This is a genomic window from Paenibacillus sp. FSL E2-0151 (assembly GCF_037993015.1).
Taxonomy (GTDB): domain Bacteria; phylum Bacillota; class Bacilli; order Paenibacillales; family Paenibacillaceae; genus Paenibacillus; species Paenibacillus amylolyticus.
Genome location: NZ_CP150308.1, coordinates 3680929 through 3705553, shown reverse-complemented (window position 1 = coordinate 3705553; position 24625 = coordinate 3680929). Strand labels below are relative to the sequence as shown.

21 protein-coding genes and 1 riboswitch are annotated in these 24625 nt (G+C 43.5%); of the genes, 9 read left to right on the top strand and 12 right to left on the bottom strand.

Annotation, left to right across the window (positions count from 1 at the left end; translation table 11 throughout):
- The first annotated feature begins 14 nt into the window (after positions 1 to 14).
- Together MHI55_RS16720 and MHI55_RS16715 are read left to right on the top strand one after the other, a co-directional pair.
- Entirely contained in the window at positions 15 to 215 is a 201-nt protein-coding gene (locus MHI55_RS16720; RefSeq protein WP_076253188.1) for a hypothetical protein, read from the top strand.
- Between the two features lie 11 nt (positions 216 to 226).
- On the top strand, positions 227 to 523 hold the full coding sequence (locus MHI55_RS16715; RefSeq protein ID WP_036615415.1) for a spore coat protein: 297 nt from the start codon (positions 227 to 229) through the stop codon (positions 521 to 523).
- A 211-nt stretch (positions 524 to 734) separates the two neighbouring features.
- Here MHI55_RS16715 and tenA read toward each other — a convergent pair whose 3' ends face one another.
- The 5 genes from tenA to MHI55_RS16690 form a co-directional block, all read right to left on the bottom strand.
- Positions 735 to 1397: a thiaminase II gene (gene tenA / locus MHI55_RS16710; RefSeq protein WP_076253187.1), complete on the bottom strand. Its 663-nt coding sequence runs from the start codon at positions 1395 to 1397 to the stop codon at positions 735 to 737.
- Positions 1398 to 1509: 112 nt separating this feature from the next.
- Positions 1510 to 1607: riboswitch (TPP riboswitch) on the bottom strand.
- Positions 1608 to 1813: 206 nt separating this feature from the next.
- A complete protein-coding gene (locus tag MHI55_RS16705; protein WP_076253186.1) occupies positions 1814 to 4486 on the bottom strand; it encodes an endo-1,4-beta-xylanase in 2673 nt (890 codons plus the stop codon).
- Positions 4487 to 4781: 295 nt separating this feature from the next.
- Positions 4782 to 5633, bottom strand: a complete 852-nt coding sequence (locus MHI55_RS16700) for a PRD domain-containing protein (RefSeq protein ID WP_076253218.1) — start codon at positions 5631 to 5633, stop codon at positions 4782 to 4784.
- 17 nt (positions 5634 to 5650) lie between these two features.
- Positions 5651 to 7093, bottom strand: coding sequence for a glycoside hydrolase family 1 protein (locus MHI55_RS16695; protein WP_076253185.1), 1443 nt, complete (start codon positions 7091 to 7093; stop codon positions 5651 to 5653).
- 61 nt (positions 7094 to 7154) lie between these two features.
- A complete protein-coding gene (locus tag MHI55_RS16690) occupies positions 7155 to 9113 on the bottom strand; it encodes a beta-glucoside-specific PTS transporter subunit IIABC (RefSeq protein WP_076253184.1) in 1959 nt (652 codons plus the stop codon).
- 339 nt (positions 9114 to 9452) lie between these two features.
- On the opposite strand from MHI55_RS16690, the gene MHI55_RS16685 reads away from it, so the two are divergent.
- Positions 9453 to 9626, top strand: a complete 174-nt coding sequence (locus tag MHI55_RS16685; RefSeq protein WP_076253183.1) for a tryptophan RNA-binding attenuation protein — start codon at positions 9453 to 9455, stop codon at positions 9624 to 9626.
- 286 nt (positions 9627 to 9912) lie between these two features.
- Positions 9913 to 10296 carry a hypothetical protein gene (locus MHI55_RS16680; RefSeq protein WP_047843165.1) on the top strand — a complete coding sequence of 128 codons (384 nt, stop codon included), beginning with the start codon at positions 9913 to 9915 and terminating at the stop codon, positions 10294 to 10296.
- 70 nt (positions 10297 to 10366) lie between these two features.
- Here MHI55_RS16680 and MHI55_RS16675 read toward each other — a convergent pair whose 3' ends face one another.
- On the bottom strand, positions 10367 to 12106 hold the full coding sequence (locus tag MHI55_RS16675) for an ATP-binding cassette domain-containing protein (protein WP_076253182.1): 1740 nt from the start codon (positions 12104 to 12106) through the stop codon (positions 10367 to 10369).
- A gap of 307 nt (positions 12107 to 12413) precedes the next feature.
- Here MHI55_RS16675 and MHI55_RS16670 point away from each other — a divergent pair, with 307 nt between their 5' ends.
- Positions 12414 to 12818 carry a VOC family protein gene (locus MHI55_RS16670; RefSeq protein ID WP_076253181.1) on the top strand — a complete coding sequence of 135 codons (405 nt, stop codon included), beginning with the start codon at positions 12414 to 12416 and terminating at the stop codon, positions 12816 to 12818.
- 18 nt (positions 12819 to 12836) lie between these two features.
- On the opposite strand, the gene MHI55_RS16665 is transcribed toward MHI55_RS16670, so the two are convergent.
- A complete protein-coding gene (locus MHI55_RS16665) occupies positions 12837 to 13700 on the bottom strand; it encodes a LysR family transcriptional regulator (protein ID WP_083684771.1) in 864 nt (287 codons plus the stop codon).
- A 151-nt stretch (positions 13701 to 13851) separates the two neighbouring features.
- Between MHI55_RS16665 and MHI55_RS16660 the strand changes: the two genes are divergently transcribed.
- The 4 genes from MHI55_RS16660 (at position 13852) to MHI55_RS16645 (ending at position 17525) form a co-directional block, all read left to right on the top strand.
- Positions 13852 to 14691 (top strand): alpha/beta hydrolase, encoded by an 840-nt coding sequence (locus MHI55_RS16660; RefSeq protein ID WP_076253179.1) that lies wholly within the window; start codon positions 13852 to 13854, stop codon positions 14689 to 14691.
- A 283-nt stretch (positions 14692 to 14974) separates the two neighbouring features.
- Positions 14975 to 16729 carry a methyl-accepting chemotaxis protein gene (locus MHI55_RS16655; protein WP_076253178.1) on the top strand — a complete coding sequence of 585 codons (1755 nt, stop codon included), beginning with the start codon at positions 14975 to 14977 and terminating at the stop codon, positions 16727 to 16729.
- Positions 16730 to 16999: 270 nt separating this feature from the next.
- Positions 17000 to 17251 (top strand): (4Fe-4S)-binding protein, encoded by a 252-nt coding sequence (locus tag MHI55_RS16650; RefSeq protein WP_036616061.1) that lies wholly within the window; start codon positions 17000 to 17002, stop codon positions 17249 to 17251.
- Complete coding sequence (locus tag MHI55_RS16645) at positions 17244 to 17525, top strand: GNAT family N-acetyltransferase (RefSeq protein WP_036615433.1); 282 nt, start codon at positions 17244 to 17246, stop codon at positions 17523 to 17525. Before MHI55_RS16650 ends, MHI55_RS16645 begins: the two co-directional genes overlap by 8 nt.
- Positions 17526 to 17629: 104 nt before the next feature.
- On the opposite strand, the gene MHI55_RS16640 is transcribed toward MHI55_RS16645, so the two are convergent.
- The 5 genes from MHI55_RS16640 to MHI55_RS16620 form a co-directional block, all read right to left on the bottom strand.
- Positions 17630 to 19300 carry an alpha-glucosidase gene (locus tag MHI55_RS16640; RefSeq protein WP_076253177.1) on the bottom strand — a complete coding sequence of 557 codons (1671 nt, stop codon included), beginning with the start codon at positions 19298 to 19300 and terminating at the stop codon, positions 17630 to 17632.
- Positions 19301 to 19352: 52 nt separating this feature from the next.
- Complete coding sequence (locus MHI55_RS16635) at positions 19353 to 20981, bottom strand: alpha-glucosidase (protein ID WP_076253176.1); 1629 nt, start codon at positions 20979 to 20981, stop codon at positions 19353 to 19355.
- Between the two features lie 22 nt (positions 20982 to 21003).
- Positions 21004 to 21897, bottom strand: coding sequence for a carbohydrate ABC transporter permease (locus tag MHI55_RS16630; RefSeq protein WP_076253175.1), 894 nt, complete (start codon positions 21895 to 21897; stop codon positions 21004 to 21006).
- 13 nt (positions 21898 to 21910) lie between these two features.
- Complete coding sequence (locus MHI55_RS16625) at positions 21911 to 22825, bottom strand: ABC transporter permease subunit (protein ID WP_076253174.1); 915 nt, start codon at positions 22823 to 22825, stop codon at positions 21911 to 21913.
- A 61-nt stretch (positions 22826 to 22886) separates the two neighbouring features.
- Positions 22887 to 24623, bottom strand: coding sequence for an extracellular solute-binding protein (locus tag MHI55_RS16620; RefSeq protein WP_076253173.1), 1737 nt, complete (start codon positions 24621 to 24623; stop codon positions 22887 to 22889).
- Positions 24624 to 24625 lie beyond the last annotated feature (2 nt).

Here is a 24625-nt window from a genome sequence, read left to right as displayed (position 1 = left end):
GGAGGACAATCTGAATGGATTCCACATACGCTTTGCATGAGATGCTCGAGGTGCATGAAATAGCTGCGTTCAAGACGGTTTGCATGACAAAATCCAAGACCATGCAAGCTCTGGTAACCGACCCGGAGCTCAAGCAAATTTTGCAACAAGATGCGACATTATCACAACAGCAGCTTCAGGAGCTCGGTGGAGTGCTGTCTAAAGCGACTGTATAGGAGATAAAAAAATGAACCCAATATTAGAACACATGACTGGTCTTAATACGCTGACCGATGACGTGATCGCAATGGATTTTTTGATGAACGCCAAGAGCGGTGTCAGAAACTACGCCATGGCTGTGACCGAATGTGCCACCCCCGAAATCAAACAAATTTTGATGAAACAGCTCGATGAAGCCATAGACTCTCATGAAAAGATATCAAATTACATGGTGCAGCATGGCTTATACCACCCTTACCATATTGCAGAGCAAATTCAGCTCGATCTGAAAAATATTCAGACTGCTATGAACATTCCGTCCTGACACCCTTTTTGATTTTAGCTAGAGACTTCAGTGAACAAAATGTTCCTGTGTCAAGAATTTCAACAATAAAAAAGGCGGATACACTCCGCCCTTTTTTTGGCATCGTCACGAAACACGCATATACAAGCGTTCCTTTACTTAAATCTACTTATTTTTCATCCTGAGACTGTTTATGGACGCTGCTCGCTAATTGAATTAACTATTAGTGAACTCAAGGCTCCAACCTCCATGACATCTCCCAAAAATCAAGCTCAAAGCGACTGCACATCACGAAAATATCTTCCATCCGTTGGTACGTTCCCTCGCTACAGCCTTCTAATAGCTTATCCGTTAACGTCACTAGGGATTGATTGTTGCTGTTGTATTCAGAGGAAGCATATCCTGTGATCCACTCTCCATAAAAAGGATGATCAGCTGCACCTGGCTTTTGAGCAAGGACTTGACCAATCTCCGCATAGCTCCATGAGCAGGCCAGAATGGATACAAGTACTTCTGCTATGCCACCCGCATGGGAAATAGAGAGCATATAGTTAGTATAGGCTGCATTTTTCAGTGCAGGTTTTACCTGGAACACATGATCCTCTGTAATTCCTAATCGCTCCATATAAGAACGATGAATTTTCATTTCACCATTCAGGATGTTATCTACGTTTTTACTAAAAAACTGCATCAATTTGGGGTCGTGCGACTTGACGATACCTAGTGCAAATACACGGGCATAATCGAACAGGTACAAGTAGTCTTGCAGCAAATAATAACGAAATTGTTCAACCGGTAAGGAACCATCTCCGATTCCTTTAACAAAGGGATGCTCGAGACATTCCTTCCACACGGGCTGTGCTGCCTGATATAGTCTCTCTGAAATAGTCAACATGTGTTCCTCCAATTCATAATGTACGTATTAAAAACAAAAAAACGAAACATCCATAGGATGTTTCGCAGACAAATACACTAAAACAAGGGGGTTCGCATGAGCTACCCAAGTACAGTGTTTCATCGTTGCATCCCTACGTTGGCATTATCCAAGTCAGGTAAGGTCGGTTTAACACCCTCTCAGCCGGTTAAGGCTCCCTCGCAAACGGTTGTATGTAGTTGATTACTTTCTTATTCCCATAAAAGAAAAAATAACATCCATTTAGTATATCAAGGGCTGTTAAATATAGTCAAGGCAGATTGTATCGCCCCTCATCACCTTTGGTGACGTATGTAAACGATGAAAACCATCACAACAATGGTTGAGTTTTAGCCACTGTTATGATGTTTTCTATTCTTGCAACTACTGCCGATGGTTTAATGTCCGAGTTTGTTCTTTCCGACAAAAGTGAGTATTCCGTACTGGGAAGTGTTTCTCCAGCTCTCATTGGTCGTATCATTCCACTTGGCTACGCTCTGCTTACCTCCGCCCTGGTTGTCGTTAATTTGAAGCTCGAAACCGAGAACATTTCCTGTTTTGGGCGTCAGTGAATGTAACTGGATTCGGGCTTCTACGAGATATCCTTTATTTGTTTTCTTCACAGCACTTACAAGGCGTCCAGGTGAGGCACCCCCTGCAAAGGTTCCTACATTGTCTGCACTGATTCTGAACTGGGCATCATCATATTGAAAATACGGTGTGCGCTGGTGATTCTCGTCCAGGAAAATCTCAACCGAATCCTGATCCCATGGGTTGATGCTATCTGTGATGATGTTTGGATCAGTGACGTCGATCAGCAGGTATAGATATTCACCTGACCACATTGCGCGAGCCACTGCCTCTGCACCTTCGCTTTGGTTCAACCGGTTTACTTCAATCGGTGCAGCCTTATTCCATGATGTGTCTTTCTTCCCATCAATCTGAACAATCCCTTGTACAGCTTGTGCAGATTTGGGCATAGGGGCAAGCTGAATCACGCCGTATTTGCTTGTATCCTGTTCCTGAGATTGTGTTCGATCATTCCAGTACAGTGGATTATAAGGTTGTGTCCCACTTGAACCGCCATCAGTCACACGGATATCCAATCCGGCTTCATATTCTGATCCGACTTGGATACCACCCCACGGAATGGACAATTCAACCTGATATCCGGCTTTGGTCTCGCGTACACGATATGAACGCTTCTCCACGCCCTCAGCTTTGCCCGACCGCTTAATGATTACATGTCGGTCATCTACTTCATATGAAGTGGTCTTGCCATTATTGAGATCAACAAAGATATCTACTTTGTCATTCACATCTGCCTTCGCATCCTGAACATCCACGAGGATATACAGGTTACTATGATCCCATAAGGTGCGGAAACTGGCTGATCCCGCAGAGTCACCCTTCAGTGGAGTAGACACCGCTTTGTTCCAGAGCGGATCTTGTGACTGTTTTTTGATATCCGGTTTACCCGAAAGTGAGACGGCTCTCTGTGTCAACACAGGCAAGCTGGATTCATCCACAAGTCCCCAGTATGCTTTTTTGGCCTTAAGGGCTGAATCAAACAGCATAGCCTGGTTGTTGTAAGACTTCTCATCTTGGAGTCCCCATAAGGTAACTGAAGAAATGTGGTCTTTGTGTTTTTTGTACAAATCCAACAGTTCCTTATATCGATACGCCTGCTTTACTGCAACTTCATCGGACATCTCTTCACCAAATGGAATTCCGCTATCCACATCCAGTTCCGTGATCTGAATATCCAATCCAAGTTCGGCGAACATGCTGATCGTTTTTTCAATTTCCTTGATGGGCGGGGATTCCAGGTTATAGTGGGATTGCAAACCCACACCATCGATGAGCCCTTTCTCTTTCAGTCGTTTGACCAACTGATACATATGCTCTCTTTTCTCAGGGATTTCCGTGAAGTATTCGTTGTAATATAATTTGGCATTCGGATCGGCTGCACGAGCGAATTCATAGGTTTTCTCAATATAATCCGGACCAATTAGTTCATAAAAGGGACTTTTACGTAAACCGTTGGCATCACCATTGCTATCCGCAATCGCCTCGTTTACCACATCCCAGGCATAGATCTTACCTTTGTATCGGGTCATGACGGTTTCAACGTAATCCTGAATCCGGGCAAGTAGTAATTCTCGACTCGCAGGGTTACCCTGAGGATCCTTGAACATCCACTCTGCTGCATCAATATGCCACAACAACGCATGTGCGCGTACGCCCATACCATGCTCCTCGGCGAACTGAACATATTGATCGGCTGCCTCGAACTCATAAACACCTTCGGAAGGAGACATGTACTTCGGTTTCATCTCATAGGTTGCGGTCAAGCTGTTAAAGTGCTTTGTGAGCAGTTGTCCGTATGCGCCTTCCAACTGCCAGCGATACACCGCTGCACCAATGGGGAAATCATCTTGATACAGGTCCTTCAGAGACAGAATACCTTCTTCAATCTCCAGTTGCTCGGCCAGAGTAAATGATACATCATCCACATAGAACGATAACGTATCTACGCTATCTTCAGAGATGTAGGGTGTTTCGATGAACAAATTCAATTCAGTGGGATCATCGCTATACTGAAATTTTCCGGTGATCTTGTGCCATGTATTCCATTCTGTTTTGGCAATTTTCACGCTACCGATTGGGTTCCAGCTTTCGGAAGTTGTTTTTTTATATGTGGTGAGCTGTAGTGTTTGATCCGTGGTGGGCTCCTGAGTAAGTCTTACATATGCCGCAATTTCGTACTCTTGGTTACGCTTAAGCAGATCCTTCATGGATAACATCGGTCCATGATAGGAACGCTCACGGTTGGCGACCAGCATGCTGGACTGACCTTCGTGTGCTTCCTGCTGTGTCACTGTCAGCCTTTCGCTACCGACACGTGGAGTCCATCCCTGAAGTGTACCGTCTTCAAAGTTTGTGCTCAAATGACCTCCCTCCACTTCCGTAACTGCTTTGGCTGCATGTGAGACATTCGTAAATGGAAGCATGGCGAGTACCAGCACAAGAACCAAGGCCGTTATATTCCATTGGCCTAACCGTTTCATACAATTCCTCCTCTTAATTTGGTCTAAGTATTTCTGAACGGATTAACATCCAGATAAATAGATTATAGCTCTTTAGACAGCGCTTACATATAACAAATTTACAATAATTACAATAAAATGTTATCACTTGGTAATCTTATGTGGGTTTAGGAAGCTGGAGTTCGTTCGCAAGGGATATCAAAAAACCGCTACATATTTGCAAAAATAAAAGACCGTTTCCCGATAAAATACGAGAAAACGGTCATCGTTAGAAAGTATCTTTTTTCTGTTCACTAACAGGCATATAAACTTTGTTTTATAATCGTCCCTCGTGACCCTGATCCTCCTGCACAATTCGAGCTATGTGAATCATCAAATATAATAATTCCTCGTTTGATATGGAGATATCCAGCATATTCTGCACGTAGGTTTTAATCATCTCCGCGCATTTGTATTCAAGCGGATGCTCCTTCACCATGTGCTGAAATATAAAATCTTTCGCCGAATTGCCCAGACGTCCTTCTTGTAAACGCTGGATGAAGAATTGCAAATGTGTGACAAGTCTCACATAATGGATGGAGTTTTTGTTCAATTGCATATCAAAGGTGTATTGTATCAGGTTAAAAATATCTTTTAACATCTTAACGGATTGCATCGTGCGCTCCATATTCTGCTCATGTGTTTGGGCATTCACGAAATGAAAAGCGATATTCCCTGCTTCTTCTTCCGGTAGTTCAATATCCAATTCTAGATTCAACATATGAACAGCTTCAACCCCCAGTTCGAACTCGACAGGATGAAACCTCTGGATCTCCCATAACATGCGATTCTGTAATGCTACACCTTTTTTCCATCGTTCAATGGCAAATGACAAGTGATCCATAAGCGTAAAGAAGATTTGATCGTCAAGAGACAGCTTTTCTTTTGCATTGGTAATCAGTTTGTTTATGACATTCACATGTTTTTCTGGCATGTTTTCGATGGTTCGTACGTAAGCCTGGGCAGACGGATTATTTTGCAGAATGAATCGTTTCTGGATATGCTCTTCATCGAGTCGCTCGCCGACTTTGCCTTTGAATGCCAACCCTTTTCCCATGACAATCATCTCTTGTCCCTGTTCATCTTTGGTCAGAAGCAAGCTGTTATTTAATATTTTGATTACTCTCATGCATTCATCACGATCCTTTATTCTTTCGTGACCGTCTGATCCGAATTTCCGATACATCTGCCATTCTGTTTAATGACCTCTTGATACCACGAGAAGCTTTTCTTCTTCAAACGCTTCAAGTCTTTCAGATCCTGTTCACCGCGGTTTACATAGATCATTCCATAACGTTTCCCATACCCCTGATGTGTGCTTACCACGTCAATAACGGACCAAGGGCAATAACCAATCACATCTACTCCATCTGTTAGAGCCAGTCTGATCTGTTCCAGATGTTTCTCGATAAAATCAATCCGGTACGTATCGTTAATGGTGTTATCTGCCTCAAGTACATCCGGGGCTCCAATGCCATTTTCCGTAATTAGAATAGGGAGACCATACCGTTCACATACCTTACGCAATGTCAGCCTTAGGCCAACCGGGTCGATGACCCAACCATATTTTGTTTTTTCGGTATAAGGATTCTCCGCCGCCCGGTATACTCCCTGCTCACCAAGCATAATTTGCTGATCCCCTGCACGAGCTGTAACATCCGACGCATCGCCCATACTGGCGGCAATGGTTGCCGTCGAGTAGTAGTTGATTGCTACCAGATCGGGGCGGCCAGACCGGATATCTTCCATGTCACCCTGCTCAATAACCGGCTCGATGCCGCGTTCCTGTAAATAACTCCAGAATAATGGATTATACTGTCCCCACACCGATAAGTCGAGAAAACCCCATCCACGAATCGTCTCCCAGTTATGTGCAGCGATTGCATCTGCTGGTTTGGAAGTTGCCTGGTACATGGAAGTCATGTTTAATGCAGGACCAATCTTGCCTTGCGGGAGCATATCATGAAATAGTCGCATCGTTCTGCCTTGAGCTACAAACATGTGATGATTTTGCTGATACAGTTCCTTACTGGAAGGCAGACGTCCGCCTTTTGGTGTACCAATAGCACCTGGATGGAGAATCATCGTATTTTGCTCATTAATGGTCAACCAATATTTCACTTTATGCCCGTAATGTTCAAACAAGATACGCCCATACTCGACGAAGGCATCGATCGTCCCCCGGTTGTTCCACCCTCCGGTTTTCTCAAGCTCGTAGGGTAAGTCGAAATGGTACATGGTCACAATGGGTTCAATACCATGGAGCAGCAATTCGTCAATTAATTGGTGATAAAAATCGAGTCCCTTCTCATTAACAGCCCCTGTGCCTGAAGGCAAGATTCGAGTCCATGCAATTGAAAAACGATATGCTTTGAGGCCCAGCTCTGCAAAAAGCTTCACGTCTTCTCTGAATCGGTGATAGTGATCGCTCGCAACCGTGAAATCGGCGGTTCCAGCCGGATGATCACACATATCGATGACGGACAGGCCTTTGCCATCTTTGTTCCAGGCTCCCTCCACTTGATAGGCCGAGGTAGACCCTCCCCACAGAAATTCATTGGGGAATGGTTTGATCTGTTGATATAACATCTCAAGCACTCCTTCATTTTAAAAGTTGATCATGATATATGACGGGACCATATTACGGTTGTTACGAAAGGTGGATAATGGTTGCTCCAACCTCCACAGGATTCTGCTTCTCCAGCTTAATATCCGAGAAACGCTCCGAATTGGCGATAATGATCGGGGTTATGACTTCATACCCTTCTGCCTTGATGGCATCGATATCAAAGCGGATCAACAAGTCCCCCCGTTGTACGCGATCCCCTACTTTAATGGAAGAGTCAAAATGTCTCCCCTTTAGGTTGACGGTATCCACTCCAATATGAATGAGCACCTCTTCTCCATCATAACCGTTTAATTTGACCGCATGTTTGGAGTCCATGAAAGCCGTAACTTCACCTGCGATTGGTGCATACAGTTCTCCTTTGGAAGGAATAATGGCAGCACCCTTACCCAGTAATCCCAAAGAGAAGACATCGTCTGGTACACGGTCTAGATGGACTAATTCCCCTTGCATCGGGCTGGCGATCGTAAGTGGGCGTAATTCATTTTGGCTCGGTACATTAACATTTGTTATTGTAGAAGACTGTGTGCTTGGGCTGTTGTCTTGAACAGGCTGCCCGGAAAGTGTCTTGTCATCGTTAACGTTGGTATTTCCTTCTTCTTCATCGTCCACTGGATCTTCAAAACCAATGATCCATGTCAGAGCAAAGGTAACGATAAAAGCGATCAGACAAGTCACAATGGCATGAACGATGTTCATCGGATTGCTGCCAATGAATGCAGGTAACGCGGCAAGCCCTGGAGACACGAAGGCATAACGTACTAATCCGGTCAGACCAGCGTATATCCCTGCTACACCACCACCGATCATTGCGGCAATTAAGGGTTTCTTCAGTTTCAGCGTTACACCGTACAAGGATGGTTCCGTGATACCCAGCACAGCGGTGAAACCGGATGAAGCAGCGAGCTGTTTCAGTTTTTTGTTTTTTGTTTTCAATGCTACAGCAAGGGTGGCCCCACCTTGAGCAATATTGGACGCGAGCATTCCGGGACCGTTGATCATTTCATATCCATTTTTGGTCAGTTGGCTAGTTGCAATCGGCGTCATGGCCCATGCGGTACCTGTTACGATCAGGAATGGTTGCAAAGTTCCCATTAACAAAGGGATCAGCCAACTGGCTCTGGCATTAATCGCTTCTGCACCCATCGCAACCAGATCATTCAGGTACGTTCCGAAAGGCCCAATCGCCACCAATGCAAGTGGTGCTGTAATCAATAGTACAATCATTGGTTTCGTGAAAAATTTGATCATTGAGGGCGATACCCGATCCGCGAAACGTTCAATATAAGACATGAGCCAAACGACGATAATAATCGGCAACACGGAGCCCGCGTAATCGGTTAGTCGAACTGGCACACCGATGAAAAACACGTCTTTTCCTTCCGCCATCAGGGCGCTCCATCCCGGGTGTAACAACACGCCGGCAACTGTCATCGCCAGAATGGGACTAGTTTCAAATTTAATGGAAGCTCCATAAGCCAGCAGAATAGGCATGAAATAAAAAGCCGCGTCCGCAATGGTATTAAGGATATAGTAGTTTTGGCTTTCCGTCGTTACGAGGCCTGTCAGCACAAGTACGGCTAATATGGCTTTGATCATACCCGCGCCAATGATTGCCGGAATTACCGGAGTAAATGTTGTTGAGATCACGCTGATGAATCTGGAGATCCAGCTCTGTTTTTGTTTTGGTCCGTTATTTTTGCCAGAATCCGATTTGGATTCCGCACTTCGGGTAGCTGAACCCATCTGCTGAGTGATAACTCGGTAGACCTGCTGCACCTCATTGCCCACAACGACCTGGTATTGTCCACCATTGTTCACAACAGTAATGACACCTGGAAGTGCTTTGAGTTTTTCTGTCTCCGCTTTGGAGATGTCGTGCAGTTCGAACCGAAGTCGAGTTGCGCAGTGCGTAAGCCGAGCGATATTATCCTTCTTCCCAACCAATTCCGTTATCTCTTGTCCCAGCTTGCGATAATCCATACCAATGCCTCATTTCTGAATTTGGATATAAAAAAGACCAAAACGATATGCCTTCCCCTACTCACATAAGGAAAATGCAAAATCATTTTGGTCATGCCTGCTTTACCAGTAACAGCCAAACACTGCTAATATTCAATTCGTTATCGATGTAAACGTTTACTGGATCATAATATCACACAATAAATTAGTTAGCAATCACTTTATTCGACATTTTTCTGCAACATATTTACACCCATGTTATATCAGCACATATTGAAAAAAATCCTACATTAGCTACTATAAAAAAAGCGAATTGAATTTACACCACATTAAATCTAAATGACAGGATGGTGCTAAAAGGTGTCGGTCGTTATATCAACAGATGATTTAGAACTTTCTTGTCCTCATTGTAATGGCGAAAAGCAAGTTAATGAGGAGGACCAAATGGTGCCTTGTCCAAAATGTGAAGGTAAGGGCGTAATTCTAACTACATTAGGACAAACATTACTTCACTTCATAAAAAAACATACTTAAAATAAGTAGAAAGAGACCGTAACTATTATAGTGCGGTCTCTTTCTGTCTTTATCCAATTTATAAACGGTGAAAATGTATCCAATGTACAATCAGGACGTGGTACGCTTGCTTTTCCTTGTTGGATTTAATAAAACATAATATCTTTTGGGCAAATTCTGTTGTCTTTTTTACTATCTAGCTGACAAGCTTATGACCAAATTAGCGGCCTTTTATAGGCTTTCACCCATTCCCCTGCTCAATTGCCTACATACAATACATTAGACTAATGAACAGGAGTGATGTGATATGACATTTTTACCTCCTTTTGGACCTGGTGGAGGGTTTGGCGGACCTGGGGGTCCCGGAGGACCAGGAGGACCCGGCGGATTTCCTGGTCCGCCATCGTTCCCCGGGGGTGGAGGCGGCGGACCACAAGGCGTGCAGGCACCTACAGGGCCGCCACCATCATTCATTCCACAGCAACCCGCTTCGTTATATGCGGTAGATCCAAGAGCCATATCCGGCTGCCTGTTTCGTTACACATATATTTGGCCGGATCGTGGTCCCGGCTTCTGGATGTACCCGGTATTTGTAGGTAGAAATTCGGTGGCTGGCTTCCGTTGGAATGGCTTCTTCTGGCTATACACCGGCATTGATCTGCAGCGAATCAGCTCGTTTAGCTGTTTCTAGAAGTAAATCCCCCTGTATGCGGATTAATCCACATACAGGGGGATTTAGATTTATGGAATATTCACCTTGTCTAAAGCAACTTAATCAGCTTTTCTAGCTCATCAACCAAACTCTTTGCAAGTTCAAAATTAGTATCTTTTAAAGCCAATTCAATTTTCATTTCAACAGACTTTTTCTTTTGTTCATTTTCTAGATAGTTTTCATTAAAATGACTCGTATAAATCATCTGTCTGAATTCTTCTATACTCATTTTACTAATCGTTTTGTCCTCGATAATCAAAACATAATCCATACCATTTACAACCGAATAGAAATCATGAGAAATCATGATAATCGCACCTTTGTAGTCTTCAATGGCTTTCTCCAATGCGATTTGTGTATAGATGTCCAGATGGCTTGTCGGTTCATCTAGGAGCAATACGTTGGCTTGACTGGCAGAAACTTTAGCCAATTGAAGCATGTTTTTTTCTCCACCAGATAAAGATTCAATCTTTTGATCAAGGATTTCTCCTTCAAAGCCATAGTTTGGAAGATATGATCTAATTTCATCATACGTTTGAAAGCCGGAATCAATGAATTCATTTAGTATGGTATTCGAATCTTTTAACATTTCGCCTTGAACCTGAGATAAATAGGCCACTTTAACATCGGTATTTATTTCAATGGAATCCTGATTGTTTTTAAAGATTTCTCGAAGTAATGTCGTTTTCCCGGTACCGTTAGGACCGATCAGGGCTACTTTATCTGTTGATTTGATCTCAAAGTTCACATTTTCCAAAAGCAACTCGTCAAAGGAAACGTTATAGTTATTGACGTTAACCACAACGGTATCTTCCATTTCCTTATCAATCCCAAAACGGATATTCGGCTGTTTGATATCGACAAAGGGTTCTTTTATTCGACGTGCTTCCAATCTCTCTTGAAACTTGACTCTGGCTTTTAACGCTCTTCCTCTGGAGGCTTCCGAATTATACGTGGCGATCTCTCTAAGATTGTCGATGATGTGATCGTATCTCTCAATCTCCTCAGCTTCAGCAACTGCGATTTCTTGCAGTTCGATCTTAGACTGAAGCAGTGAGAAGTTATAATCGATATATCGCCCGTCAAACTCTTGGAGCTCTGTGTTTTCAAGGTGTATGATTTTGTTGAAACAATGGTTCAACAGATACCGGTTGTGCGTAACGACCAGCAGCATTCCCTTGTGGGTGTTAATCAATTTTTTTAGCGCGTTCAGGTTTTCAAAGTCTAAAAATACATCGGGTTCGTCCATAATCATGAAGTCGGGACGATTCAGCATTTCCTTCATCACTTGAATAAGTTTGAATTCCCCGCCGCTTACGGCTGATATACTAAGATCTTTGAGCTTCATGAGGTTGGCAAGGTTTAATTGTTTATTGATGTTTTTTTCGAAATTATCCCCATCCATCGCTTCGAAGGCATCCAAAGCCAATTGAAGCTTTTCCATCAGGGAATCCATATCCGATGTGGTGGCCATCTCCGCATAAATTGCTGTAATTTCATCTTGTATCTTGATGAATTCTTCTGCGATATATTCAAAAACGGTCATTTCTTTTGTTTTATCTACTTGCAAAAACTGACTCACATACCCGATTCTGCAATCGGGGTCTATCTCTAACTTGCCCTCGAACAAATATCGTTCCGGATCCATCAGGATATCGATCAATGTACTTTTTCCACTGCCGCTTGTTCCGATAAAAGCACAATGTTGTGCCTCTTCAAACGTAAATGAAATGTTTTTATATAGTTCCTTTTGTGGAAATGAGAAGGATAGGTTTTCAACTTTTATCATAGTGTTACCTTTCTTTACAACTAAATTGGTGGCTAATATTAAATATATTGTCGAACACAGACTTTTAGAGTAACACTGTTTACCACCAAGTACAATCGATTTTTAGCACTTACCCTCACTTTGAAACTCTAATACGTTCTATAGAATGATGGCTAGTGGACGGTGGTTTCTTCGTAAAACACTACTGACATACTGTTGTCAGTAGTGTATTTGTATAGTTGGAGTAAGCAATTGTAAAGGAGTAGAAGTAAATGCGAAGTGTTTTTGGTCCAAAATGTATTACTTATTATAGGAAGGATGATATCTCGTGAATTTTGCTTCTTTGCGTATCATTACTGATGACGTGGATCGTCTCGTCGAGTTCTATGAGAAAATCACGGGTGTTTCGGCGGAACGCCCTGCACCTGTCTTTGCCGAACTCGTTATGCCATCGTGCACTCTAGCGATCGGCCACTCCCAGACGGTGCAACTATTTGGCGCTGGTTCCGCTGTGGCAGCCAACAATCGTACTGTCATTATTGAGTTCCACGTCCACGATGTTGATGCCGAATACGAGCGCTTGAAGCCGTTTGTCGATGAGTGGGTAAAGGAACCTACCACAATGCCGTGGGGGAATCGTGCTGTGCTGTTTCGCGATCCTGACGGTAATCTGGTTAATCTCTTCACGCCGGTGACCGAGGAAGCAATCCAACGGTTCAGTGGTAGGCTATAAAGGACAGTTGAAATGAGCTCACCAGAGGGAGGCATGCTTTCTAACGATCTCAATAAATGCTTCTACTTGGGGAGAGATCCACTTGTTTTTGGGATACAGCAACTGTGTAGCTAGATTTTGTTTGTACTGCTGACCTGAAAGTTTTTCCTCCTTCAGCTCCTTCTCTACCGTAATTCGAGGTAACAAGGATATGCCCATGCCGCTCAATATCGACTGTTTCACAGCTTCAATACTCCAGAATTCAATATTGGAAGTAATCCCAATCTGATACTCTTCAATGCATTGTTCAAACAATGTGCGATAACCGCAACCTCTTTCGGTAAAAAGTAAATTGCTTCGTACAATGTCCCGTTGTAGCTCAAATGAATTGGGGTACAGCAGCATCATGGGCTCCTCAGCCAATTTCTCACTGTACAGATTGGGGTCATGCACCTCTGTCCCCAGCATGAAGGAAATATCACTTTTACCTTGCATCAAATTCTCTTTATAATATACGGAATCTAATTGGTGCCACTCGATATTGACATGAGGATGCAATTTTTTGAATTCCTCAATAATAGGTGGAAAACGATAAATCAACAACGTTTCCCCAATACTGATCACGATATTACCCGTTAATTCCCCTTGTGCAGCAGTCACTTCCTTAATCATGTGATACAGGTCAAGCATTTTTTGGGCATGTGGCAACAATTTTTTCCCAGTCTCCGTTAAAATAACCCGCTTACCAATTCGATCAAATAAAGGGTAGTTAATCTCCTCTTCTAACGCCTTAATATGCAATGTAATTGTAGATTGCGCGTATCCAAGATGTTCAGCAGCTTTGGTAAATCCCTCGTGTTCCACAATTGTAATAAATGTGACCAAATGACGTATTTCCATCATTGGCTCCCTTCTTTTTAACATCATTAAAACTGATCGTTTACATATAAACTATCAATTTAACTAATGGAAAGCAATCGTTTATATTCAATGTAGCTCATTAAGAGCCCATTTCATTTTTAATCTCAATCGTTTATGGAAGGGAGTAATCACTATGCAAACAGCAGCAACGTCATCCATCTTGATTAATGGATATCGAATCGCTTATGAGCAATACGGAGAAGGCTCTCCCATATGGCTCCTTCACGGAACACCCTCTTATAGCTATGAATGGAGAAAAGTAATACCCGCTCTGGTTCAAAAAGGATACAAAGTCTACGTTCATGACCTTCTGGGATATGGAGCATCCGAAAGACCACTCGAAGCAGATACTTCTGTGGCAGCACAATATACGCTGTTCAGTCAGCTTTTAGACGAACTTGGAATGGATCGTTTACATGTCGCAGCCCACGATCTAGGTGGAATTGTTGGCCTCCAACTGGCTCAGGAACAACCTGAGCGTGTACAATCGCTTACGTTACTCAACATGCCCAGCTATGATTCGTGGCCCTCACCAACCTGGAAGAAAATTATTGAAGAACAGCTTGAACAGGTTGAACAAATGCCCCGTGCTGATTTTGATACCATGCTAAAGAAACAATTACCCATGGCAGTGTATAATAAAGAGCTTATGACTGGCGATACACTGGATGCATATCTGGAACCTCATGCAGGTTCATTGGGCAAAGCCTCTTTTTTCTCCCATCAGGTAGCTCACTATAATGCAAAATATACTGAATCCTATGGAACAGATTTACCCAAGCTGAAGGTTCCCGTTCAAATTTTATGGGGGGAAGAAGATGAATGGCAGCCCCTCGCTTATGCAAAGAGGCTTGTCCAGGATATTCCCCATGCCTGCCTGCATGTCATTCCCAAAGCAGGTCATTTCGTTATGGAAGATGAACCTGGGCAATGTTCCGATTATATCGACCGTTTCTGCAATGAGCATCCATGAGTATATTTGTATATTGAACAGAATGTCTTAGAGAAAAATTAAGCGTTCCACTGGCATAAAGCTGGTGGAGCTTTTTTTGGTTAATGACAACGTTTCTTGATGCAAGACGTAACTTCTACATTCGGGTTGAGTGCACTGGTACTACAAATGATCATATTCTCCTACGTATATGTATATACAAATTTAGTGTTAGTCTTCATTTCCCCCTTCAATATTACGATAAATAGTATGGGGTTATACGAATAACCATATTTACTTTATTACATCCAAGGGGGAACCGTACGTGAGACAGACTCGCAAAAAAAAGATGGATTTAAGGTTCAAACTGTATTTGATTATTCTGGTTCCGCTACTGGCCATGGGCGGTCTAATCATATGGGCCACCATCGACTCCAGTGAAAATGCATCATTAATGACCATGCAGCATAACAATCAGCAGCTGGCTGTGAATACCGCCTCTCAACTAGGTCAGGAGTCGGAATTAATTAAGACATTATCTTCTACTGCTTCAGAGGAGAGCAACGAATATAAAAGTCTTAGGGACGAACTCGTTAAAGTTAGGCTTCAATCGGGAGCCTTGTATGTTTATATGTATAACAAAACTTCGGACGGGTGGATTTACACCGTGGATGGAGCGGATTGGAATGATACAGAGTATAGTCCTTACGGCACTGCAATGGAATTCAATCCCCAGATTCAAGAACGCTTGTTACGTGGTGAAGTCGTCACAACAGGCATTGTAGATGATCCAACCTGGGGACAGCTATTGTCCTCCTTTACACCAATCAAGGATTCGCAAGGTACTGTCATTGGCTATCTGGGCATTGATATTTCTGCTGAAGCAGTGAGTCAAGTCTCCGCGACATCTGTGAATAATGCTTATCGGACCATAATCCCGATTTTTGTGGTTGTACTGATTCTTTCTTTGGTCATGATGTTATTCGTAGTACGAGGTATTCTTAGACAAGTACGCGATATTAAGTCAAGTCTCGAGCAGGTTGCTGATGGGAATCTTACAGTCGTATCCACACATATGTCCAATGATCAACTCGGTGACATTAGTGATTTGATTAACATCATGGTTGCCCAATTGACGAACATTCTGATGGGAATACAGCAAGGATCAAATACATTACAGCAGTCATCAAAAGATATTTCGGAAACCGCTCAGACAAACCAGCGTCAGAGCGAAGAACTTTCCAGAGCGATTGAGGAGATTGCCATAGGTTCAATGAAACAGGCTGAAGAGACAGAACACTCCGTCCAGCATTCAGAGAATCTGGGCAAAATAATGGATGAAGTAGGTTCATATGTGAAACAGTTTACTTATACTTCAGAGCAGCTATCTTCTGTTCAAGTACAAGTTACACGTGAACATGAGGTTCTACTTGAGAAGGGCAGAGAGAATGCCAAGCGTGTTGAGCATCAACAGGATATTTCCAGGTCTCTGACGACTCAATCCGAACTCGCTTCCTCTATTAGCGGTCAAATTCACAACATTTTAAAACAAACTCAAATTCTATCCCTGAATGCTTCAATTGAAGCTGCCCGAGCTGGAGAAGCGGGTAAAGGCTTTGCAGTCGTTGCTGGGGAAATGGGACAGCTCGCTCAACAATCCGAACGTTCGATCCAGGAGATTGATGAGATCCTGGGTTCATTTGTTCAAGAGATACATCGGATGGGCAGTCATTTTGATGCAAATATGGTAGCTGTTAAAGAACAGGAGAAACAGATCGCTGATTGTCTCCAGGCATTTGGACAGGTTAGCCGCTTATCGACCGAAGTGCATGAGTTGGCTCAGAGTTTAGACAGCCGGACGATGGACATGCACTCTATTCGTCAGGAGTTGGAACAGAATCTCAGTTATATTGCTTCCGCAACCGAGGAAACTTCAGCCATGGCCGAAGAAGTCACGGCTAGTGCTGTGGAGCAGCAGCGATCGGCAAACGAACTGTCGAACATCTCCGGGGAACTCGCTGGTCTTGCAGGCAACCTCAAATCATATTCCGATCAATTTCAGATCGAAGTCACTAAATAATTTCCCAATCTCATTAAGGGTGTTGTTAGATGACAATTTAGAATCGCCGCCGGAAACGTAACTTTCTTGGAGCGTTAATTTTTCGGAGGACTCAGGGTTCTGATCAGCAGCTTCCACCAACGAATTAGGAGATTCGTCACGTTGACTTAATAATGATTCCTCATTTATAATTCGAACATTAAGAGCCTGCCAGACATGACTTACCATGGATGCCTGGGATATCGATCTGTAAACAAACTCAAACTCAACAGTGAAAGATGTGAATGCATTATGGTTAAAGAGAAATTATATTACGGTAAAGATATCGAGGTTATGTTTAACTCGGATGTTTGCATTCATTCCGGTATTTGTGTAAAGGGCCTTCCTGCTGTTTTTGATTTAAGCAAGCGTCCTTGGGTTGATCCTGATGGTGACACTTCGGAGGCCATTGCCCGGCATATTGACACATGTCCAAGCGGAGCATTGACGTATAAGCTTCTGGACGGTGAATATTCAACAAAGAAAGAGGATGAACATGCATAACGTAGAACATGAACCTGCCAATAAAAGATTCCTTATTCAAGATAACGGTGACATTGCTGCGGTGATGACCTATGTAATCTCGAGTCCAGAGCTATACATAATTGATCACACTTTGGTAGAAAATGCTTACCGAGGACAAGGGCTTGGCGATGAACTTATCAAAGCTATGGTGGAATACGCGCGGGAAAACGGTATTAAGATTTTACCTCTATGTCCGTTTGCCAAGGGACGTTTCGAACGTATTTCCGAATACGCGGATGTTCTCCATCAATAAAACGAATATTCGCAGCTAATTTTCATGTGGTTATACAACAATAAAAGGCGTCTATATCATTTTCTGAATGATATAGGCGCCTTTTTCTTTTTACGTATCCTACTTTACTTTACTATATCGCTTAATCCAACAATAGTTTCAAACGGTCGCAACACCAGTGGCAGCAAGCCATTCTCATAGTTGGTAAGCCAGATCTCTGAGAAGTTGAGGCCAAGCTCATCTTCCTCAAGCTCCACCATGTGTTCAGAAAGATTGATTACTACCAGCACCTGTTGATCTGCCAGTGTACGTGTATATGCATATACACTCGGATGATCCGGCATATGAAGCTCATAGATCCCATAAGTCAGCGTATCGTGCTCTTTTCGCAGCTGAATCATTTCTTTATAAAATTGAAGAATAGAACGTGGTTCCTGGAGTTGTTTCTCTACATTAATATTAATGTAATTGTCATTCACCTTCAGCCATGGTGTTCCACTGGTAAACCCGGCCTCTTTGGCCGAAGACCACTGCATCGGTGTTCTGGAGTTATCGCGACTCGAAGCCCAGATGATGTTCATGATCTCCTCATGCGACATCCCCTCTTCGCGTTTGATCTGATATAAATTCCGATCGGCTATGTCGTTATAATCCGCTATGGATGGGTAAGCCACGTTTGTCATGCCTATCTCTTGCCCCTGATATATGAAAGGTGTGCCTTGCATGAAAAAGTACATGGCTCCAAGTGCTGTGGCACTTTCATACCAATACTCCGTATCATTTCCCCAAGATGAAACTTTGCGAGGCTGATCGTGATTTTCAATAAATAAAGCATTCCAGCCGACGCCTTCCAGTGATTTTTGCCACTTGGTCAAGACGTTTTTCAGTTTGGGAACATCCAGTTGCCTGTCTGTACTGTTTTTCCAAAGGTCCAGGTGTTCGAATTGAAAGACCATATTAAATTTCCCTCTGACTTCACAGATCCAATCCAGCAGATCTTCTTGGTCCTCTACCTTAACTCCATTTGCTTCCCCAACAGTCACGACGTCATATCTGGATAATGTGTTCTCTTTCATTTCTTGCAGATAACTCTGGATTCCCTTCACATTCATATGCTTTTCAAAAGAGGAGATGTATTTGACGCCTTCTCGGATTGGCATATCCAAGAGGCCCTCTTCTTTGTGAATATGGCTGATTGCATCCACACGGAAACCATCAATCCCTTTATCCAGCCACCAATTCATCATTTCATATATGGATTTCCGAACTTCTTTATTTGCCCAATTCAAATCCGGTTGTTTTTTGGAGAACAGATGGAGATAGTACTGTCCGGAGACTTCATCATATTCCCAAGCAGAACCGCCAAAGATGCTCTCCCAGTTGTTCGGTTCGTCCCCATTCTTCCCATCTCTCCAGATGTACCAATCCCGTTTGGGGTTATCCAGCGAAGCTCTGGATTCAATAAACCACGGGTGTTCGTCACTTGTATGATTGATCACCAAGTCCATAATGAGTTTCATGCCGCGAAGATGAACTTCATACAGTAATTGATCAAATTCCGCCATCGTGCCGAATTCATCCATAATGGAACAGTAATCGCTGATGTCATAAACATTATCGTCGTTAGGTGACTTATACATCGGACAGATCCATATCAGATCAATACCGAGATCTTGAATATAATCCAGTTTAGATATGATCCCCTGGATGTCACCAACCCCATCTCCGTTGGAATCCATAAAACTTCTCGGATAGATTTGATAAGCTACTGCTTCTTTCCACCATACTCTTTTCATTGAATACAATCCTTCTTTCTTGAGAACTGAACATTATATAACGTATTATGCTTTAATCATGGATAAGGTACATCTTGGCTTCATATGGACGTAATTCGCTCTCCGAGAGTTCACCTGTATAGTTAGTTATCAAAAGCCGATGGGACCCTGTCAATTGCTCCTGAAGGGGAAGTTCAGTCGTATATCCCTGGAAATTGCATACCACAAGAATTGTCGTACCGTTCAGCGTTCGGGTATATGCAAACACGTCTGGGTTCTCTGGAAAGATCAGCTCATAATCACCATATACAATGACTTCATGATCTTTTCGTAATTGAATTAACTTCCGGTAATAATGGAATATGGATTCGGGATTATTCAAACTTTCCTCGGCATGGATCTGCTTATAATTTGGATTCACCGTAATCCAAGGTTCCCCTTGTGTAAAACCCGCGTTATCTGAAGTATCCCATTGCATAGGTGTGCGTGCATTATCACGTCCCTTGGCGTAGATCGACTCCATCACGCTTTGTTCAGGATAACCTTTCCCCATTCTTTCCTTATAAAAGTTGAGTAATTCAATATCCCGATAATCCTCGATCGCATATTGAACATTCGTCATACCCAGCTCTTCACCTTGATATATGTAAGGCGTACCTTGCATGCCATGAAGAAGGGTAGCCAACATTTTAGCTGATTCAACTCTGAATTCTCCATCATTTCCCCAACGTGATACGATTCGAGGCAAGTCATGGTTATTCCAGAACAGACTGTTCCAAGCATCACCCTTGAGCTCCGTTTGCCACTTGGACAGCACTTTTTTTAATGCCATCACATCCAAAGGTTTAAGATCCCACTTTCCTTTGCCTTCTTGTTCATCCAAACTGATGTGTTCAAATTGGAATACCATTGAAAATTCACTGCCGTCTGGGTTGCTATACAGTTTGGCGATTTCCGGAGTGGCGCCCCATGTTTCTCCAACCGTAAGCAGGTCTTCTGTTTTTTGAAACGTCTCCTTGCTCAGTTCCCTGATGTATTTATGCAGATTAGGTCCGTTTCCCGTAATTTTCAAATCCGGTTCTTTACCAATTAAGTCGATCACGTCAAGTCGAAAACCACCCACACCCTTGTCGATCCACCAATTGATCATGTTGTATATCTCCTGCCGGACTTTGGGGTTTTCCCAATTGAGATCAGGCTGTTTTACGGAAAAAAGATGCAAATAATATTGCCCGATCTCAGGCACCCATTCCCAGGCTGAACCACTGAAGGTAGACCCCAAGTCGTTCGGAGGCGTTCCTTCAACACCATCTCTCCAGACGTAGTAGTCATGGTAAGGATTGTCTTTACCTTTTTTGGCTTCTAGAAACCAGGGATGTTCATCCGAGGTATGGTTCAACACCAAATCCATGATGATCCGAATGTCTCGTTTCTTGGCTTCAAGAATTAACGTTTCCATATCTTCCAAAGACCCAAACATCGGATCGATGTCCTGATAATCTGAAATATCATATCCGTAATCATCTTGAGGAGACTTGCAGACAGGTGATAACCAGATCGCACCAATGCCGAGTTGCTGCAAATAATCCAATCGAGACACAATGCCCTCCAAGTCTCCGATTCCATCACCGTTTCGATCTTGAAAGCTGCGTGGATATATTTGATATACAACAGTTTCTTTCCACCATTTTTTATTTTCCATGTTCCATTCAACCTTTCTAAGGCTATTCTTTGACCGATCCTACGACAATGCCAGTCACAAAGTATTTTTGCAGCAAGGGATAAATCAGCAATAGCGGGATAACAGCAACTACGATTTTGGCTGCGTTCAGGTTTTTGTTCGAAATTTCAGTCAGGTTGCTGAGTTCACTGGAATTGGTGCCAGCTTGAAGCAAATCGGCAATATTCACGTTAAGGGACTGAATATAGGTCATTAGCGGGTAATTGCTAACTTTGGTCATATAGATCAAACCACTGAAGAAGTCATTCCATGTACCCACGATACTGAACAAGGCGACTGTCGCCAGCGCAGGAATGGACACAGGGACATACACTTTGAACAAGACCTGAATGGGATTTGCTCCATCGATGAATGCTGCTTCTTCAAGCGCCTTAGGTACAGCGGAGAAGAAATTCATCACGAGAATGACACTGAATATGGGGACAGCGCCTGGCAGAACGAGTGCCCATATCGTATTCAGCATGTCCAGGTTTTTGATCAGCAGGTAACTCGGAATCATGCCTCCGCTAAACAACATGGCAAAAATCATGATATTCATATAAATGTTTCTGCCTTTGAAATCCCTCTTCGATTTGGATAGCGGATAAGCCATTAAAATAATCAAAATCATGTTAAGCACAAGAGTAAGCGCGACACGTAGAACAGATATGCCAAAGGAACGCCAGAACTGTGCATCATCAATAATTTTGGTATAAGCCGCTGTTGTAAAATTGACCGGAACGAGACCTACTGCATTTGCGGATACCGCCTCGCTGCTGCTGAATGAAATGGCGACGATATTCCATAACGGAAGAAGGCAGACCAATGCCAGCACGATGACGATGGCATAGATGACAAACCGGCCAATTCGATCTTTGAAGTTTGCAGAATAGGACACAGGTTTGGCCTCCTTAGAATATTTTTCGATCCGTATATTTTTTGGCTAACTGGTTGGCAGACAAGAGCAAAACAATGCCGATTACGGACTTGAACAAACCAACAGCTGTACCGAAGCTATACTGTCGCCCAACAAGACCGATCCGATAGACATAAGTATCCAGAATGTCGCCTGACTCATAGACAACCGGGTTATACAGATTATAGACTTGATCGAAACCGGCGCTCAGAATGTTGGTCAAGCTCATTACGCCCATGAGCAGAATAATAGGCAGCATGCCTGGCAATGTAATATGCCATACTTTTCTCCACCAACTGGCTCCATCCATTCCTGCCGCTTCATACAGACCGGGATCAATGGACGTAATGGCAGCCAGATAGACGATGGAACTGTAACCAAATTCTTTCCATACATCAGTTCCTATAATCAGTGGCTGGAACCAGGTGTTACTGCCAAGGAAATTAATATTTTCGAGGCCAAAAAATGCCAACATTTGATTCACAATACCATCCAGACTGAACATGTTGACAACGACGGATGCCAGAACAACCCAGGATAGAAAGTGTGGCAGATAAACAATCGTCTGCACGGATTTTTTAACGTATTTGATACGAATTTCATTTAATAAAACGGAAAAAATGATGGCCATCATCGTTCCGAGCAGAATCTTGCCAATCGCAATCACCAACGTATTGCTGACGACCTGCGCGATATCCGGCAGCTTGAACATATACATAAAATGCTTCAAGCCTACAAATTCAGAGCCGAACATGCCCTTGGCCGGTATATAATCCTGAAACGCTGTAATGATACCGACCATTGGAACATAGCTGAATACAAGCAAAAATAAAATGCCCGGAATCATCATCATATGGTACATGGCACCTGGGCCGAGCCGCCCTCGCGCTTTCAAATTCCCCTGTTTCATGGATGAACCCCTTTCGTTGAAGAAAGGCTGCGTATCGCAGCCCTTCCACTTTTCATGGATATTATTGTTTCGATGCGATCTCGTCTTCAATTTCCTGAATGACTTGATCACCACCCTGTTTCTTCCAGTTGCTCACGAATGTATCGAAGTAATCGAGCGATTCTGAACCCGTTATGATTTTGATAAACGATTCCTGTTCCAACTTCGTCAGATTGGCCCACGTCTGTTTCATGCTTGGTGTAGTGCCAGAGAAAGCAGGTGTCATCCATACAAATTTGCTTTCTTGTGTCAGTTTGTCGATTAGTCCCACTCCGTTGATCCGCGAATGATATTTTGACCAAGCAGTCACATCATCCGTATCCATGTCGCTCAAATAGGTTTTGATGCTTCCGATATTGTTCTTCGATTCGGTAGTGCGAACCTCATCCAGGGAAATCTCTCCTTTGATTCCTCGAACAACATCAGAGTAATCATCCAGCAGCGATGTAGCCGAGTTGACTTCGATATTAAAAGGTCTCGTAGATCCGTCTACCCCGGTCTCCTGATATTTGGCAGCTTCCGGCATGGTTGTTGCGGCATCTTTATCATTGGCCAGTTTATCGTAGAACAGGTTTACAATCTTAACGGCCAGTTCAGGGTGTTCATAACCCTTTCTCACCACGATAAACTGATTGGATGGATTGGCATGCGCCACGTTGACCTTGCCGTCTGCATCTTCCAGCGTATAAGCCGAGAATTTCGCATTTTTATCCATCTGTTTTGCACTGATCAGTCCCCAGTCAGGGATATGCCACGGTCCAAAGGCAATACCGCTTTGGCCATTGGCGTAGAGTGCGGTAATATCATCAAACGTGCGGGTTCCGAATTGCGGGTCGATAATACCATTCTTGAACCAATCCGCCATGGTACCCAGCATTTTCTTCGTTTCTTCTGTTGTGGAACCATACACGATTTTGCCGTCTTCACCATTCATCCAATATTGCGGGAAGGCTCCCTCGGTTGAGGCCACACCCAGCATCGTATAAGCAGAGCCATTATAATCTGTTGTATTCATCGTGTTCACAAATGGAATACCTACCGGGTTCCCGGATTGACCAGGATCTCTTTTCAGGAATTCCAGTGCTGTTTGCTCCACCTCATTCAGCGAAATGGCGCCGTCTCCATCTGCATCAAGTTGAATCCCCAGCAGATCCAGCCAATCTTGACGGACCCAAACCATCGTTGGTGCGGAATCCAGGGAAGTCGCCGGAAGTCCCATCAAACGTCCATCAATCGTTGCATTGTCTAATGCTCGGCCGTCGTAGGAATCGTACATTTGCTTGATATTATCCGTGGCATATTGATCGTAAATGGATGTCAGATCCTCAATCAGGTCGTTATCCACCAGCTCTTTCAGTTCATCTTTGGAATCAACACGCATCATGTCAGGCAATTCCCCGGATGCGATGGCAAGCGATACTTGACGACTATAATCTTCACCATTGGCTTCAAATTGATCTGTAATCTGAGCGTTAAACGTGTCTTTGACCAGCCGAGTATATGCGTTGTTCTCATAGGTATCACCAGTCGGCAGTTTTGGGTTGGCTGTGGTTACCCGTCCCATGGTTACGGTAATTTCGTCTTTATAGGCACTGAACGGATCTCCAGGCGTTACCTCATATTTGCCTGCTTCCTCTGCAGTAGGAGGATTGGAAGTGCCTCCGCATGCCGCTAGGGCTGCAACCATCAAGGCGGACATGGACAGCACGGCCAGACGCTTTGTCACCCGTTTGCTTTTCATAGACCATTTTGTTCTCATCT